13 protein-coding genes are annotated in these 15,973 nt (G+C 70.4%); 4 read left to right on the top strand and 9 right to left on the bottom strand.

Annotated features, from left to right (window positions below; genetic code table 11):
* Positions 1-7: 7 nt before the first annotated feature.
* From SALPAC3_RS0103585 to SALPAC3_RS0103600, 4 genes are all read right to left on the bottom strand, one after another.
* Positions 8-1,342: a cupin domain-containing protein gene (locus SALPAC3_RS0103585; RefSeq protein WP_018219901.1), complete on the bottom strand. Its 1,335-nt coding sequence runs from the start codon at positions 1,340-1,342 to the stop codon at positions 8-10.
* An 8-nt stretch (positions 1,343-1,350) separates the two neighbouring features.
* Positions 1,351-1,530, bottom strand: coding sequence for a hypothetical protein (locus tag SALPAC3_RS0103590; RefSeq protein WP_018219902.1), 180 nt, complete (start codon positions 1,528-1,530; stop codon positions 1,351-1,353).
* Positions 1,531-1,962: 432 nt separating this feature from the next.
* Positions 1,963-2,361 carry a TraR/DksA family transcriptional regulator gene (locus SALPAC3_RS0103595; protein WP_018219903.1) on the bottom strand — a complete coding sequence of 133 codons (399 nt, stop codon included), beginning with the start codon at positions 2,359-2,361 and terminating at the stop codon, positions 1,963-1,965.
* Between the two features lie 182 nt (positions 2,362-2,543).
* A complete protein-coding gene (locus SALPAC3_RS0103600; protein ID WP_018219904.1) occupies positions 2,544-3,038 on the bottom strand; it encodes a winged helix-turn-helix domain-containing protein in 495 nt (164 codons plus the stop codon).
* Between the two features lie 394 nt (positions 3,039-3,432).
* Here SALPAC3_RS0103600 and SALPAC3_RS0103605 point away from each other — a divergent pair, with 394 nt between their 5' ends.
* A complete protein-coding gene (locus tag SALPAC3_RS0103605) occupies positions 3,433-4,380 on the top strand; it encodes a DUF3500 domain-containing protein (RefSeq protein ID WP_018219905.1) in 948 nt (315 codons plus the stop codon).
* Positions 4,381-4,439: 59 nt separating this feature from the next.
* Here SALPAC3_RS0103605 and SALPAC3_RS0103610 read toward each other — a convergent pair whose 3' ends face one another.
* Positions 4,440-5,180, bottom strand: a complete 741-nt coding sequence (locus SALPAC3_RS0103610) for a GAF and ANTAR domain-containing protein (protein WP_018219906.1) — start codon at positions 5,178-5,180, stop codon at positions 4,440-4,442.
* A 167-nt stretch (positions 5,181-5,347) separates the two neighbouring features.
* Positions 5,348-7,639 carry an accessory Sec system translocase SecA2 gene (gene secA2, locus SALPAC3_RS0103615; protein WP_018219907.1) on the bottom strand — a complete coding sequence of 764 codons (2,292 nt, stop codon included), beginning with the start codon at positions 7,637-7,639 and terminating at the stop codon, positions 5,348-5,350.
* Between the two features lie 244 nt (positions 7,640-7,883).
* Between secA2 and ctaD the strand changes: the two genes are divergently transcribed.
* The gene (ctaD, locus tag SALPAC3_RS0103620; RefSeq protein ID WP_018219908.1) at positions 7,884-9,881 is read left to right on the top strand and encodes an aa3-type cytochrome oxidase subunit I; all 1,998 of its coding nucleotides are present in this window, start codon (positions 7,884-7,886) and stop codon (positions 9,879-9,881) included.
* Positions 9,882-9,926: 45 nt separating this feature from the next.
* Here ctaD and SALPAC3_RS0103625 read toward each other — a convergent pair whose 3' ends face one another.
* The 3 genes from SALPAC3_RS0103625 to SALPAC3_RS0103635 form a co-directional block, all read right to left on the bottom strand.
* Positions 9,927-10,781 carry a SigB/SigF/SigG family RNA polymerase sigma factor gene (locus SALPAC3_RS0103625; protein WP_018219909.1) on the bottom strand — a complete coding sequence of 285 codons (855 nt, stop codon included), beginning with the start codon at positions 10,779-10,781 and terminating at the stop codon, positions 9,927-9,929.
* A gap of 207 nt (positions 10,782-10,988) precedes the next feature.
* Positions 10,989-12,383, bottom strand: a complete 1,395-nt coding sequence (locus tag SALPAC3_RS0103630; RefSeq protein ID WP_018219910.1) for a hypothetical protein — start codon at positions 12,381-12,383, stop codon at positions 10,989-10,991.
* A gap of 131 nt (positions 12,384-12,514) precedes the next feature.
* Positions 12,515-13,639, bottom strand: a complete 1,125-nt coding sequence (locus SALPAC3_RS0103635; RefSeq protein ID WP_018219911.1) for a baeRF2 domain-containing protein — start codon at positions 13,637-13,639, stop codon at positions 12,515-12,517.
* 137 nt (positions 13,640-13,776) lie between these two features.
* Here SALPAC3_RS0103635 and SALPAC3_RS0103640 point away from each other — a divergent pair, with 137 nt between their 5' ends.
* Complete coding sequence (locus tag SALPAC3_RS0103640) at positions 13,777-14,325, top strand: hypothetical protein (protein WP_026185202.1); 549 nt, start codon at positions 13,777-13,779, stop codon at positions 14,323-14,325.
* 166 nt (positions 14,326-14,491) lie between these two features.
* Positions 14,492-15,970: a glutamate-cysteine ligase family protein gene (locus tag SALPAC3_RS0103645; RefSeq protein WP_026185203.1), complete on the top strand. Its 1,479-nt coding sequence runs from the start codon at positions 14,492-14,494 to the stop codon at positions 15,968-15,970.
* Positions 15,971-15,973 lie beyond the last annotated feature (3 nt).

Here is a 15,973-nt window from a genome sequence, read left to right on the forward strand (position 1 = left end):
GGCAGCGTCAGTCACCCGCCGCGCCCCCATCGGGCCGGTTCGGACCGTGGCCCTGGGCAGGTACGGCGACCGCCTCCCGGAGCAGGCGGCGCACGAGGGTGACCCGGTCGGTGTCGTCGGCCAGGCCGGGCAGGTCCCCAACCCGGCTGACCTCCCCGGCGAGGAACGCGCGCAGGGCCGGGGCACACATCTGCGGCAGGGTGATGGCGCGGTCGAAGACCCGCAGCGTCACTCGCTCTCCCACCGGGGTGAGCTGCCACCGCAGGCCCGGGCGGGGAGTGACCCGGCTGTCCGGATCGAGCGCGTCCAACGCGGCCGTCTGGGCAAGGGGCTGCAGCGGAGCCGGCCGGGCAGCCGGCCAGGCGCGCTGCCGCAGCCGGGCGGCGAGCGCTGCTGGATCGACTCGGCGCAGCCAGTCCTGCAGCGCCTGCACAGTTTCCGTCAACTCGGGCTCCACCGCCTCCGGGTCGGAGATGTCCATCCCGAACGGCAGGGTGGCCCGCAGCCGCGGCTCCTCGGCGGCGAGCGCGAGCAGCTCCTCGACCAGCGTGTATCGGGTCAGTGCCCGAACGCCGACGGTCAGGTGAAGTGAGCTGCGCTCCTGGGCCTTGGCACTGTGCAACCAGCCACGGGGCAGGTACAGCGCGTCGCCGGGGGCGAGCAGCACGTCGAGGGTGGGGGCCCCTGTCGCGGTCGCGGAGACCTCGTCGGCCCGGCCGCCCCACGGCTGCCGCTCCAGCGGATCGGCAAGCACCGGCGGGTGGATTCGCCAGTGCTTCGCACCGTCGACCTGGAGGACGAAGACGTCATGGGTGTCGTAGTGGGTGGCGAATCCCTGGCTGCCGGCAGGAGTGAGGTAGGCGTTGACCTGCAACGGCTGCCCGAGCGCCCAGCCGAGTTCCCGGGTGAAGTCGATGAGTGCCGGCCAGGTGCGGTGCAGGCCCTGCAACACCAGGGTGGCGCCGCCGGCGTACAGGTCGAGGACCTTCTCGTCGAGAACCTGGTCGGCGATCTCGGCGCCCGCGCCCCCGCCGCCGGTGTACCGGGTCGCCGGCACCAACACGCCGTCCTGCGCCACCCGCAGGAACGGGGTGCGCAAGCCGCGCCGGCTGAGCAGTTCGTCCGCGTCGGCCGGGCTGAGTAGGTCGCAGAAGCCGCTCTGGTTGGGCAACTCGTCGGCGCGGGACAGCAGCGGCGTCTGTCCCCAGTGCACGGCGGCGAACCTCGCCGGATCGACGGAGACGCACCGGGCCAGCGCCGACGCCACGGTTCGCTCGGGCTCCTCGGGGGCGAACGAGAGTGCCGGGCGACCGCGGCCGCCCGGCGAGTCGGGGTACGGCACCGCGTCGTTCAGCGCGCGCTGCCGTCGGCACCACCGTCATGCTGACCCGGGGTCGCCCCACCGTCAGCCGGACCCTCCGCGCTACCGTCGGCACCACCGTCATGCTGACCCGGGGTCGCCCCTCCATCAGCCGGACCCTCCGCGCGGCCGGCGCCGGAGGTCGTCATGTCGTCGTCGTTGAGTGCCATGGGTGCTCCTCGACTGTGCCCCGTCCGAACGCCGGGGTCCGTCCTACGGCGGGTGTACCCCACCTCCAGCCCTCCCCACCACACGGTAGCCGTCGCCGGACTGCCACGTTGGCGTTCGCCGGTCAACGGCCCGGGTCCGAACCCTGCCACCCGGGAAGGCAGACGGGTGGGGCAAGGCTGCTCAGCTGTCGTTCCACCCCCGAGCGTCGGGCTCCCACCGGCCATCGTCGTCTCGCCGCGGGGGACCCACCGGGCCGCGGCGTTGTCGTATCGGGCTGACCCGGCCGGGCCCCCGGGGTGCCCCTCGCCAACCGCCGGGCGTCCCGACGACGTGGACAACGACGCCCCGACCGCGCTCCGTTCTCGTCTGCAGCGTCACCTTCCCGCCACCTCCGTCCGCTCCGGCCGTGCCACCCTGGCGACGACGGCGCGTCAGGCCGCGCGACGCTCCCGAGTTTGTTTGCAGGTAACGCAGGTCGTCGCAGATGGAAAGATCTCCAACCGCTCTACCGGAATGGCCGCGCCACAGCCCTCGCAGAAGCCGTAGGTGCCCTCTTCCAGCCGGGTCAGGGCGTGCTCGAACTGTGCCCGGCGGTCGAGGATCGTGCGCAACAGGGACTGCGCGGTGTCCCGCTCCGCGGTCTTCGTGCCGCTGTCGGCCTGGTCATCGCCCGCGGTGTCCCCGACCTCGACCAGGCGCAGCACCTGACTCTGCAGCACAGCCTGCTCATACTCGGCGGCGAGCTCGTCGTAGCGGGCCTGCAGGGATTGCCGGATCTGATCGGCTTCCGCCTGGGGTCGGGGCGTGTCGACCGGGTCGTGGACGAGCATTTCTGCCTGCCTTCCTGAGGGCCTTCCGGTCCACCGGACCGGGGCTGGTCGTCGCTGCACGGGTTGACGACCCGTGTGTGAGCCGACCGAATACCCCGTACCGCCACGGACCAAACCGCCGCCCGACCGGCTACCCGGGCCCGTCGGCAGGCAGAGAACACCAGCGCGGGTGATGGCCTCCGTCAACCACTGCGGTCGATGGCCACCCGGGCGTCATCGGCGAGCCGGTAGCCGACCCCGTAGACGGTGGTGACCAGGGGGACATCCACGCCGACCTTGCCCCGCAGCCGGCGGACGTGCACGTCCACCGTGCGCACCCCGGCATGCTCGTAGCCCCAGACCGCATTGAGCAGTTGTAGCCGCGTAAAGACCCGGCGGGGATGGGCAACCAGGTGCAACAGCAGGTCGAACTCCAGCCGGGTCAGCGACAACGGCTCGCCGTCGCGCAGCACGGACCGAGAGGAGGCGAGGATGTGCAGGGTGGGGATGGTGGGGGCGAGCGACCGGCTTGGCGACCGGCCAGCCGGGACCGGTTCCGCCCGGCGGTCCGAGAACCCGTTGCCGGTCATGGTGACCGTGCTGTCTCCACCCTCCATCAGTTCTCGGGCCGCGTCCAGTAACCGCCGGGCCGCTGGATTCAGCGCCTCGTCGCTGGCCAACGGGATCGACAGGGTCACCGTGAGGACCGGGGGAACCGTGTTGGTGGGACGGCGCTGGCCACCCGGCGGGCGACCGGGAACAGCGGGTTGGGACGAATGCCATCCGGCGCGCGACGAAGCGGGGCTGACCGACATGGTCCTCCTTGGCTGGTCCGGGTATCTCCCCAACGGCCCGGGACGCCGCTTTACCGATGCTTCCCGGCACCCGTTCAGCGGTCAAGGGGCAGTTGCGTTGCATGAATGTGACAATCGACTTACACATCGAAGCGGGATGCTCGCTCTGCGTACGAGGTCAACTGATTACAGCAGAACCGCTGCGAGGACCTGATCCGGGGGTCCCCACCGCATTCACATTCACCAGTCCGTTGCCCCACCACCGTGTCGCCACATTCCGACGGGGTATAACGGAAGGGTGGAGGACTCGCTCTCCCAGCAGTTTCGCGCCGCCGCGGCGGCGCTGCTCGCCGCCCTGAACGAGCCGGAAAGCACCCGGGCGACCCACCGGTTCGACGACCTTGGGGCGCGGCGCTGGATCGAATACCGGCCCCGGCCCCGGCCCGGCGTCTGCCTGGCCGACCTACCCCGCGCTGCCCGAAAAGCCACCCATCGGCTACTGGCGACCGCCCTCAGCCCGTCGGCGTACGCGCAGGCGGTAACGATTATCGGGCTGGAGGAGGTGCTCGACCGAGCCGAGGGGTGGCGGCGCGGCCGACACAGCGACGACTACTGGGTGGCGGTTTTCGGTGACCCGATCCAGGACGAGGCGTGGGGGTGGCGGGTCGAGGGGCACCACCTGTCGATCAGCATGACCATCGTCGCCGACCAGATCTCCCCCGCTCCGGTCTTCTTCGGGGCGAACCCGGCCGCCGTCCGGTGGGCCGGCCGGCCGGTCACCCGCCCGCTCGGCCCCGAGGAGGACCTGGGCCGGGCGTTGCTGGACACCCTCAGCCCGCAGCTACGGACGGCGGCGATCATCGCCGAGGCGGCCCCCACCGACATCATCAGCGCGACCCGACCGCACGTGGACACCCCGATGGCTCCCCTCGGCGTCTCCGCTGACCGGCTGAACCCCACCGGCCGGGCCCTGTTGGACCAACTCGTCGCCCTCTACCTGGAACGGCTCCCGCCAGAGTTGGCAACCCGGGAGGCCCGTCGGCTCGCCGGGTCCCCAATGCACTTCGCCTGGGCTGGACCGAGCTGGCCGGGGCAGCGCCACTACTACCGCGTGCAGGGCGACGACCTGCTGATCGAGTACGACAACACCGCGGACGACGGCAACCACGCCCACACCGTGCTTCGCCGACCGAGCAGTGACTTCGGCACCGACCTGCTGGCTGCCCACCACTGGGCCGCCCACTGAAACCCGCGGCGAGTCCGCCGGAACAGCCCGCACCCAACGCGTGGCCGGCTCTGGCGCGGCTAGTTTTCGCGTGGCCGCGAAACCGTGGTAACCAACCGCTCGGCCACCTCCCGCAGCGGGATCCCGAGCGAGGACGCCGCGCTGCGCAGCACCGTCACGGCCTCCTCCGCCCGGCACCCCCGCTGGGTCATGACGACACCGATCGCCTGCCCGACAACGCTCTCGCCGAGCAGCGCCACGTCGACCTGACCGGCCTCGGTCACCGCCCGCGCCCGATCCCGTACCGCGGCGAGCAGAAGACCGGCGTGGTCGGCCACCAGCATCGCGGTCAGCTGGTGCCGGGGGGTGAGCACCTCCCCAGCCCCCGCATAGAGGTTGAGCGCGCCGATCACCTGCTCGTCGATATCGACCGGCGCGGAGATCACGGCCGACACCCCGAGCCGACGGGCACGCCAGGTCCAGTCCGGCCACCGCGTCTCGACGCTCAGTCGCTCCACGACCACCAGCTCCCGTCGCCCGATCGCGGCCATGGCCGGCGAGTCTGGCCCGTGCCGCAGGTCGTCGAGCTCGGCGAGCCGGTGATCGGAGGCCACCGCACCGGCCGGCTCCCCCGCGCGCAGGGAGGTGAACCCACACCAGTTGACCCCCGCGACGCCGTCCCGGGCGATCCGGACGAGGACGGTCAGCGCGGCATCAAGGTCGCTCGCGCCGATCAGCCCGGCGGTCAGCTCCCGGAGCAGTCCCGCGGTCTCCAGGACGCCGAGCGTCCCCCCGACCGACTCCCGTATCTCCAGGTTCACCAGACCCCACCTCCATCACTCCATGCGCTGCCCATCCCACCACCGGACGCCGAAGTTTCGTCCGCACCGACTCCGCGGCCCCGGCCTACTACCCCACGGGGAGGGGTCGAAACCACCCAAAGTGGGCGGCCTCCGGAGCCGGAGGATACCGGAACACTCCGGACGAATCAGCGGGATCCGGAGCTGAGCCGCCGCCCCACCGAGGCGATCAGCCGGTCGAGCTCCGAACCGAACGGGTTGTCATGCACGAGGTAGGTCCACGTCGCGCTCGGCCGGACCAGCTTGGCCTCGTCCGGCTCCCAGTCCTCGTCGAACTCCGTGTCGGTGAAGGTTTCGATGGTGCGCCGCTCGATCTCCGGCACCAGCTCGTTGAAGGAGGGCACCGCGGCACGGTGGAACTCGTCAAGCGGGTCCAACCGGCCCAACGCCCGCAGGTGCACGCCCTCGCGGACCTCGGAGAGCTCGGCAAGGTGCTCGGCCCAGAGCCGGTCCAGGTGGAACAACGCGATCGACCGGGCGGCCCGGGCGAGCAGATCCTCGTCCATCTCGCCGGCCTGGTCCGCGACCTTGTCGAGCAGCATCAGGGCGGCGACATCGCTGGTCAGTAGCCGCTCGCGCCGCTCCGCCAGCGCCTTGCGCTGCTGCTCCACCACCACGCTGTAGCGCCAGGTATTGCGGTGGATCTCATGGTTGACCCCCTCCGCGACCCGCTGGGAGTGCTCCACGGCGTAATCCACCTGCGGGTCGGTGACCAGGCCGTCGGCGTTCATCCGCGGCGACGACGGCACCGTGTCACCGGCGTGCCGGACCACGAGATCGTCCTGCAGACTGACGAAGAAGACCGACCCACCCGGGTCGCCCTGCCGACCGGCCCGCCCACGCAGCTGGTCGTCCACCCGACGGCTGTCGTGCCGGCCGCTGCCGATCACGTAGAGGCCACCCAGCTCGGCCACCCGGTCCCGGTCCGCCTGATCGCTGCCGCCGAGCCGGATGTCGACGCCCCGGCCGGCCATCTGGGTCGAGACCGTGACCGCGCCGTAGGCGCCGGCCTCGGCGATGATCGCCGCCTCCTCGTCGTCGTTCTTGGCGTTCAGCACGATGCAGGGGACGTCAGCAGCGTCGAGACCGGCCGCCAGACTCTCGGACTCCTTCACGTCGAGGGTGCCGACCAGGACCGGCCGGCCCCGCTCGTGGTTGCGCCGGATCTCGTCGATCAGCGCCTCCTCCTTCTCCGCCCGGGTCGCGTAGATCCGGTCCGGCTCGTCCTCGCGGACACACGGCGTGTTCGGCGGGACCACCGCCACCTCGAGATCAAAGAACTCGCGTAGCTGCTCGCCGACCAGTACCGCGGTCGCCGTCATCCCGCACACAGTCGGGTAGAGCCCGATGTACGCCTGCACGGCGATCGTGCCGAGCACCTCCCCCTCGGCGGTGGCGTCGAGCCCTTCCTTGGCCTCGACCGCCGCCTGTAGTCCATCCGGCCAACGGCGACGCTGCGCCACCCGTCCGCGCATCTCGTCGATCAACTCAACCGTGCCGTCCCGCACGATGTAGTCCACATCGCGGTGCAGCAGGGCGTGCGCGTGCAGCGCCACATTCACCGCGGAGAGCTGGGCGACCTGCTCCTCGTCATACAGGTCGATGCCGAGCTTGGCCTCGACGGCGCCGAGGCCGTCGGTGGTGAAGGCGACGCTGCGACCGTCCTCGGCCACCGTGTAGTGCCGGCCCTCGCGCAGCCCACGCATCAACGCCGCGGCGGTGTGCAGCGGATCCTGCTCGCCGGGAACCGCTCCGGCGAGCACCATCGGTACCCGGGCCTCGTCGATCAGGATCGAGTCGGCCTCGTCCACGATCGCGGTACGCAGCGTCGGCTGGACCCGGTCCTCAATGTCGGTGACCAGTTGGTCGCGCAGGTAGTCGAAGCCCGCCTCGCTGACCGACACATACGTGACGTCGCAGGCGTACGCGGCGCGTCGCTGCTCCGGGGTGGACGCCTCGTTGACCCAGCCGACGGTCAGGCCGAGCAGGTCATAGACCGGCTGCATCCACTGGGCGTCCCGGCGGGCCAGATAGTCGTTGACGGTCAGTACGTGCACCGGACCGTTGCCGAGGCGGACATGCCCGTACGCGGCGACCGCCGCGGTCAGGGTCTTGCCCTCACCGGTGGCCATCTCGGCGACCTTGCCGGAGAGCAGCGCCATCGCGCCGAGCAGCTGCACAGCGTAGGGCCGCTGGTCCAATCCGCGGTGGGCGGCCTCGCGGCCAACCGCACAGATCTCCGCGTAGTCCTCAGCCCGGCCAGCGACCTCGGTCACCTCGACATCATCGAGAGCCTGTAGTTCCTCGCCCCGGGTCTCGATGGCGGGCAGGAGTTTCTCCAGCGGTGCGAGATCGACTGTCGTCCCGGGGCGCTGGAGGAACCGGCGGAACCTGCTCTTCAACCGTTGCGACACACCCATGAGCGGCAACGGTACGCGACCGGACCGATCTTGAGCGGCCCGCCCGGCCCGTTGGCGGCGTCCACGAGCGCCGCCGGTGGCGGTCCGCCACCGGTGGCCGGTCGGTCCGGGGCGGGAGAAGACACCGCAGCACCCCGGGGAACGAAAATACCGCTCTAGCCGGAATAATCCCTCTCGCCTGGTTTCATGGTCAGAGGGGCGGGTAGCCGCGCCCGTCCCATCTGTCGTAGCGGGGTGAGGGTCCATGCCCAAGCGGGTCACCACGGAACCACGGGACCGGGGTCCGGCGATCCTGGCGCCGGCGCGCTTTGGCGGCTACCCGGGCCCGCGACGCCCGGCGCTACCCGGCAGCACGCTGGCCCGATGGCTGTCCACCACCGACCACAAGCAGATCGGCCTGCTCTACCTGATCACGTCCTTCGTCTTCTTCGTGCTGGCCGGCTTCGAGGCGATGCTGATCCGCGGCGAGCTGGCCCGACCCGGGCTCCAGTTCCTCTCCCCCGAGCAGTACAACCAGTTGTTCACCACCCACGGCCTCGCGATGCTGCTGCTCTTCGCCACCCCGGCGGCGCTGGGGATGGCCAACTACATCGTCCCGATCCAGGTCGGGGCGCCGGACGTCGCGTTCCCCCGCCTGAACGCCTTCGGCTACTGGCTCTTCCTCTTCGGCGGTCTGCTGCTCTTCGGCAGCTTCCTGACCCCGGGCGGATCCGCCGACTTCGGCTGGTTCGCCTACACGCCACTGAGCCAGGCCGAACACTCCCCCGGCATCGGTCCCGACATGGTGCTGGTCGGACTCGCCCTCGGCGGTGTCGGGACGATCCTCACCGCGGTCAACCTGATCACCACCATCGTCACTCTCCGCGCCCCCGGCATGACCATGTTCCGAATGCCGATCTTCACCTGGAACATGCTCTTCACCAGCCTCCTGATCCTGCTGGTCTTCCCCCTGCTGGCCGCCGCGCTCTTCGCCCTGCTCGCCGACCGGCTGCTGGGGGCACACGTCTTCGATCCGGTCACGGGTGGACCACTGCTCTGGCAACACCTGTTCTGGTTCTGGGGCCACCCCGAGGTCTACATCATCGCGGTGCCCTTCTTCGGGATCATCACCGAGATCATCCCGGTGTTCGCCCGTAAACCCGTCTTCGGCTACACCGGACTGGTGTTCGCCACCGGTGCCATCACCGTGCTGTCCATGGCCGTCTGGGCACACCACATGTTCGGCACCGGTCAGGTGCTACTGCCGTTCTTCAGCATCCTGAGCTACCTGATCGCCGTACCGACCGGGGTGAAGTTCTTCAACTGGATCGGCTCCATGTGGAAGGGGCAGCTCACCTTCGAGACACCGATGCTCTTCTCCATCGGCTTCCTGGTCACCTTCCTGTTCGGCGGTCTCACCGGGGTGCTGCTGGCCAGCCCACCGGTGGACTTCCACGTGACCGACAGCTACTTCGTGGTAGGGCATTTCCACTACGTGCTCTTCGGTACGGTGGTCTTCGCCTTCTTCGGCGGAATCTACTTCTGGTTTCCGAAGATGACCGGCCGGCTCCTCGACGAACGACTCGGCAAGGCGCACTTCTGGACCATGTTCCTCAGCTTCCACGGCACCTTCCTGGTCCAGCACTGGCTGGGCAACGAGGGAATGCCCCGACGGTATGTCGACTATCTGCCCGGCGACGGGTTCACCACCCTGAACACGATCTCCACCGTCTCGTCGTTCGTACTCGGCGCCTCCACCCTGTTCTTCATCTGGAACGCCTGGAAGTCCTGGCGGTACGGACCCGTGGTCAACGTGGACGACCCATGGGGCTTCGGTAACTCCCTGGAGTGGGCGACAACCTGTCCACCGCCGCTACGCAACTTCGACCAGATACCCCGGATCCGGTCGGAGCGCCCGGCCTTCGACGCCAAGTACGGTCCTCTCGTCGCCAACCTCGGCCGTGATCTGCCGCAACGCACCACCCGGCCACCGCAGAAGCTCCGCGACGAACTGCACCGAGAGCCGCACCTGCCCGAGTCACCCAGCGCCGAGGGCGCCGTCGGCGCACGTGAGGCGGTGGCCTACCACCCCGAGCCGCGGTCCGGGGCGCGGCCGGTCGAGGTGCCGGAGCCGGAGGATGTGCGTCGACCGAGTTTCGAGGAGACCGACGAGCCCGAGGAGACCACCGACCCCGAAACCCCCCAGGAGCCGAACGACCGGTGGCGCCATCCCCGTGGACCCGGCGACAGCACCGAGAACTGAGCCGGTCCGCCGCCCGCCGACAGCCGCCCAGCAACCGTCCCGCTCTTACCGGGCTCGGGGACGGCCGGTCTCCGCCTCGGTGACGCCGTTCTGCCACGGCGGCGGCGCGTCGGCGAGCATCGCCTGTCGCAGCCAGGTCAGCGCCCGGGACAGTAGCCGGGACACGTGCATCTGGGAGATGCCAAAGCGAGCGGCGATCTCCGCCTGGGTCTGGTTGCCGTAGAAACGCATGGCGAGGATCCGCCGTTCCCGCCAGGGCAGCCGATGCAACAGACCGCTCACGGTGACCCGATCATCCACCGACTCCAGCGCGTTGTCGGACTCGCCCACCAGGTCGCCGAACTCGGCCGAGCTCTCGCCACCAACCGGGGCGTTGAGCGACGCCGGACTGTAGCCGGCAGCCGACTCCAGCGCCGCGAGAATCTCCTCCTCCGGCGTCTCCAATCGCGCCGCCAACTCCGCCACCGTTGGCGCCCGAGACAGCTCGCTGGTCAGCGCCGCGGTGGCCTGGCCAACCTCGAGGATGAGGTCACGCAGCCGGCGGGGCACGTGCACACCCCAGGTACGGTCCCGGAAGTGGCGCTTGATCTCGCCGACGATGGTGATCGCCGCATACGCGGTAAAGGAGCCCCGCTCCGGGTCGTACCGATCCACCGCGTTCACCAGCCCGAGCCGCGCGACCTGTTCCAGGTCCTCCAGCGGCTCGCCCCGCCCGCGATACCGACGGGCCAGTCGTCCGGCGAACGGCAGAGCGAAGCGGACCAGATCGTCCCGGGCCTCCTGGCACCGGTGGGGCGGCAACCCCTCGATCCGGGCCGCGTACGCCAGTGCTGCCGCGTCGAGGTCCTCCAGGCCTCGCTCGGTCGGTGACGGAGTACTTGTGGTGGTCTGTCCGAACATCCGCGCCTCCCTCAGGAAGGTCCCGCCCGGATTTGGCAAACCGGTCGTGCGCGTGGTGACCCCACGCACCGGGTCGGAAGTGGGTTTCGTGGCTGGGACGCCAGTGGGCGCCGGCAGGATCCGGCCGCCGCAGCCAGCGGTGTTCCCGCTCCGTAGGTACTCAATCACGGGACCCAGGGTTCGCGAGGATGTTTCGGCACGTCCGGGTCAGGAGACGAGCAGGCCCTGCGGGAAGCCGCCGTCGCGGAGTGCCGCAAGGGCTGCCGCAACGGTCATCGGCGACGGCGTCGGCAGGTCGTACGACTGCGCCCGCAGCACCTCGGTGGCCCGACGCGTCGGCACCGAGGTGACCGGGTAACCCCGGGTCGCCGACCGATCCAGAGCCCGCCGACGACGGCCGAAGCCGGCCACAGCCAGCCACTGGGGCAGCCCGGCGACCGCCGGTGACCGTAGCCCCGGCGGCTCCGGCAGCACATCCACGGAGCTGAACGGCTCGCTGCCGGCGAGCCACCACTCCACCCCCTCCACACTGCGCCGGGTGGCGTTCTCGCACCAGTAGGGCACCATGCCGGCCCGAACCACCTGCCACGGGTCGAGCAGTCGGCCGCACTCGACGATCAGCCGGTTGCCGGTCTTTCCGGCCGCGCGCAACCAGTGGCGGTACAGGTCCGCGGTCAGCGCGCTCAACACCGCCGGCTCGGGCACGAGTACCTGATGCGACGGATGCCGGTGCACCGAACCCCAATCCCGAACGGACTGCTCGAACCCGGGTTCCACCCCGTGTTCGGCTAGGCGGGGCACCCCCGCCACCGTCGGCGGGCACCACGGCGCGCCGTCGCTTCCGGCCGCGTGGAGCACCTGACGCAACGCGGGACTGTCCGGGTGGAAATCCACCGGATCAAACCCACTACGCGGCGAGCCGACCTGGAAGCTGTGCCCGGGGGCGGAGTCAACCACCGGCCAGGTACGCGCGTCACAGAGCAGCAGCACCGGCGCTCCGGGCTCCAGGCAATCGGCCAGCAACTGGAGGTAGGCCGCGGGCAGCCAGCGCCAGCGAGCGGCCAGCGCGACGGTCGCCCCCGCCAGCGCACCGCGGCTGGCCGGGCAGTGCACCTGCCGGACGTGGAGTTCGGGGTTGCCCACCAGCAATCGTGCGGCCAGTGCGGCACCGTGATCGAGCGCGGCCGGCGGCCTGTCCACCGCCCCCTGCGGCCAGTGCACACTGAGTTCGAAGCCGGTGGGCAGCCACGGGATGCCGAGCGCGACCGCGAGGTGCGCCGCCGCGCCGTGCGGGGAGCCGAGCAGCATCCCGGGATAGCGGCGGCGGGGATACTGGTCGGCGAACCAACGGGCCACCTGATCTGCGTCCACATCGGCGGCTTGCCCCACGGTCAGCGCGACCCGACCGGCGGCTCGGGCAGCCGCTGCCCGCCGGATCGGTTCGGGTGCCCCGCTGAGACGAGAAATCCCTCTGGGGTGCCCCAGGTCGGCGCAGTCGGTGCCGCGCAGGGCCCGGGCGATGGCCGCGACCAGGGTCCGGGCCGCACTGCCGGCGGCCACGACGCGGTCGCCGGTCAGCCCGTCGGCGCGCCCCGCGCGCACCCCGTGCGCCGGCCCGGCCCTTCCTCGTTCACTAACCACGCAGCCCGGCTTCCCACCCCGATGGGGTTCAAACTGGGCATCCCCTACTCATCGGGATTTCCCGGTAACCCCGGCGGATGGGCGGCGGGACCTCACTCGCCGTCCCGCCCCGGCGTGGCCGCATCGACGTACCGGAGTACCGCACCCACCCCGCCGGTCAGCTCCGGCGCCTCCTCGGGGCCGAGGACGGTCAACTCCGCGTCAGTCCCCACCAACGCCCGCACCAGGGCGGCATCGACGCGTACCTGCTCCGGGTCCCGCACCGCCATGGCAGACAGCTGCTCAGGATCGGTGGCGAGCTGGGTGGGATCCGACCCGACCCACAACTCTCCCGTCGCCGATGGGTCGTCCACGAGAAGCAGGTTCTCGACCTGGTCTCGCTGCAGCGCGGAGACCACCGCGTCCAGCCCGGAACCGACCTCCTCCTGCTCGCCGAAACGGTCCAGGGCAGTACTGATCCGCTGGTCGGCCACCTCGGCGATGGTCTGCACGGTCAGGTCATCCAACTGGGTGTGGTCGGCGCCGTCGGCCCGCTTGCCGGCATCGGTACGGACCAGCACCTCCTGCCAGCGCTCCGGCAACTGCGCGGCGATCACACCGGTGGCCCGCACATCTCCGGACACCACCACCACGTCGGCGCGCACCTTCTCAGCCAGCTCCGCGGCGGCGGCGGCGATATCCCCCGCGTTGCGGTGCCAGGCCTCCACCGCAGCCCGCTGATAGCGGGACTGGGACCAGCCGCCCGGCCGCACGCGACGCAGTTGGTAGTCCTGCCGGCCCCGAACCTGGGCGTGCCGGGGCACGCCCCCCGCGCTGACCGCCATCGCGTCCGCTCCGGTCCGGTCGGCGATCACCCGCACCCAGGCCACCTGCTCGCCCCGCTGGGCCAGCAGCGGCATCACGTGCGGCAGCGACGCGAATGTGGCGATGTCCCGCAGCGGCGGGGCGGACAGGTACTCCGACAGGGCCACCCGACCGTGGCTGGCGAAGACCGCGATGCCGTAGTCACCCGGCATCGGATCATGACCCCGCACCACCCGATCGATCGCCTCGATCGACGCCGGGTCGGCCCCCTGCTCCTGAAGTCGGTCCCGGAGCGCGCGCCAGCGCAGGTCCAGCGCGGCGTGGGCGTCCTCGGTGTCGGCTGAGGCATCCAGGTAAACCGAACACCACGGGCCCGGTCGATCATAGAGCGGGCGTAGGAAGGACAGCTGCATGCGCGACCCCTTTCCAGCTCGACCCTGCGGTTACCCGTGCCAGCTGACTTGTCACCTGACCCACGACACGTGATCGACGTTCATTCCCCCCATTCACCCACACCGGCCGATACCATCGGGGAACAGATCAACCCTGGGTGGTGGCGATGGACAGCGACCTACATACCCCACGGATCACGCATCCGACGGCGCGCATCGTCACCGGGCGAATCGTCCGGTTACTCGAGGGCTACCCGCGTGAGGTACGGGTGGGCCAGCCGGTGCTGGTGGCGGTGCTCGTGGCAGCCGGCGTGGTCAGAATGCTGATGGCCCTGCTCCAGCAGCTCTCGGCGGCCGATTCCGGCCGCGGTCGGCGCACCTTCAAGGAGCTTCGGAACGGGCCGGAGTTCCTGGTTACCCCTGTCCGGCTGCGGGACTCCGCCGGACGGCTGTGCGAGGTCGAGCTACACGGACACCTGCCGCAGAGTGCCCTGCACCCGGCCGACCACGTGCAACTCACCCTACGCCGCCAGCGCGACTCCGAGCTTCCGCCGAAGATCGAGCGGATCGTCAACCTCACCACCGGACAGTCACTCACCCCGCGTACGGCGACGCTCTGGTCGCATCTCGGGCCGCCGCTCCTGCTCCAGGCCAGCCTGGGCCTGCTGCTGCTGGCCGCGGTGGCCGCCGGTGCCAGCCTGCTCTGAACCGGCCCCGGTACCCGCTCTGTCCACGCGGCCGCAGGGGCGCCGCCTGGATCGACGGATGCCTGTCGCGGCCCACCGGTGGGGTGGGAGAAACCAACAGGTCTTTCGCCGTTGGACACACTGTGCGACTGTCAGGTGACGGGCCAGCGGTGACAGGGCGGTGACCATGGGCGAGAACGTTGACGTGCGGACCTTCGACCGTGCGGATCGAGCCCGATATCGCGAAAAGCTCCGTCGCTGCCTCCACGCCTTCGCCGACCTGCTACCAGACTCCCGGTTCGATGTGGATCGGCCGACGACCGGTTTGGAGATCGAGCTCAATCTGATCGACGACATGTCCCGGCCCGCGATGCGCAACACCGCGGTGCTGGCCGCGGTCGCCGACCCAGACTTTCAGACCGAGCTGGGTCAGTTCAACCTGGAGATCAACGTAGCTCCACTGCGGCTCGCCGGTACCGGGGCGTTGGAGTTCGAGAAGACGCTGCGTGAGCGCCTGAACGCCGCCGATGCCCGGGCGCGTACCGTCGGCGCCCGTCTCGTCATGATCGGCATCCTGCCGACGCTACGGTCGGAACACCTCACCTCTGCGGCGCTCTCCGCGAATCCCCGCTTCGAACTACTCAACGAGCAGATCTTCGCCGCTCGGGGCGAAGATCTGCCAATCGTCATCAACGGCGTGGAGCGACTGACGACCACCGCGGACACCATCACTCCAGAGGCGGCCTGCACCAGCGCTCAGTTCCACCTCCAGGTCAGCCCCGCCCAGTTCGGCGACTACTGGAACGCGGCGCAGGCGATCGCCGGCGTCCAGGTGGCCCTGGGTGCCAACGCACCGCTGTTCTTCGGCCGGGAGCTGTGGCGGGAGACGCGGATCCCGCTGTTCGAGCAGGCGACCGACACTCGCGCGGAGGAGATCAAGGCACAGGGTGTCCGTCCCCGAGTATGGTTCGGGGAACGCTGGATCAGCACCGTCTTCGACCTCTTCGACGAGAACGTCCGCTACTTCCCCGCGCTGCTGCCGGTCTGCGACCCGGAGGATCCGGTCGAGGCGATCGCGGCTGGCGCCGTGCCGCAACTGGGCGAGCTACGCCTGCACAACGGCACCATCTACCGGTGGAACCGGCCGAGGTATGACGTCCTGGCGGGCCGGCCGCGGCTGCGGCTGGAGAACCGCGTGCTACCGGCCGGACCCACCGTGGTGGACACCATCGCCAACGGGGCATTCTTCTTCGGCCTCGTCCGCGCGCTGGCCGAGAGCGATCGGCCGCTGTGGTCGCAGATGTCATTCAACGCCGCCGAGGAGAACTTCACCACCTGCGCCCGACACGGCATCGACGCGCAGGTCTTCTGGCCGGGCCTCGGCTACCTACCCGTCACCGAGTTGGTGCTCCGCCGGTTACTGCCGCTGGCCCACCACGGGCTGGACCGCTGGGGAATGGACCCAGCCGAGCGGGATCGGCTGCTCGGTATCATCGAGCAGCGCTGTCTCACCAGCCGCAACGGGGCGAGCTGGCAGGTGGCCACCCTGAACCGGCTGGAGTCCGCCGACCGCCTGAGCCGGCCCGAGGCGCTGCGCGAGGTGCTCCGCCACTACGTGGACCTGATGCACAGCAACCGACCGGCCCACGAGTGGCCCATTCCCTGACCC

It is taken from the genome of Salinispora pacifica DSM 45544 (assembly GCF_000378845.1).
GTDB lineage: Bacteria > Actinomycetota > Actinomycetes > Mycobacteriales > Micromonosporaceae > Micromonospora > Micromonospora pacifica.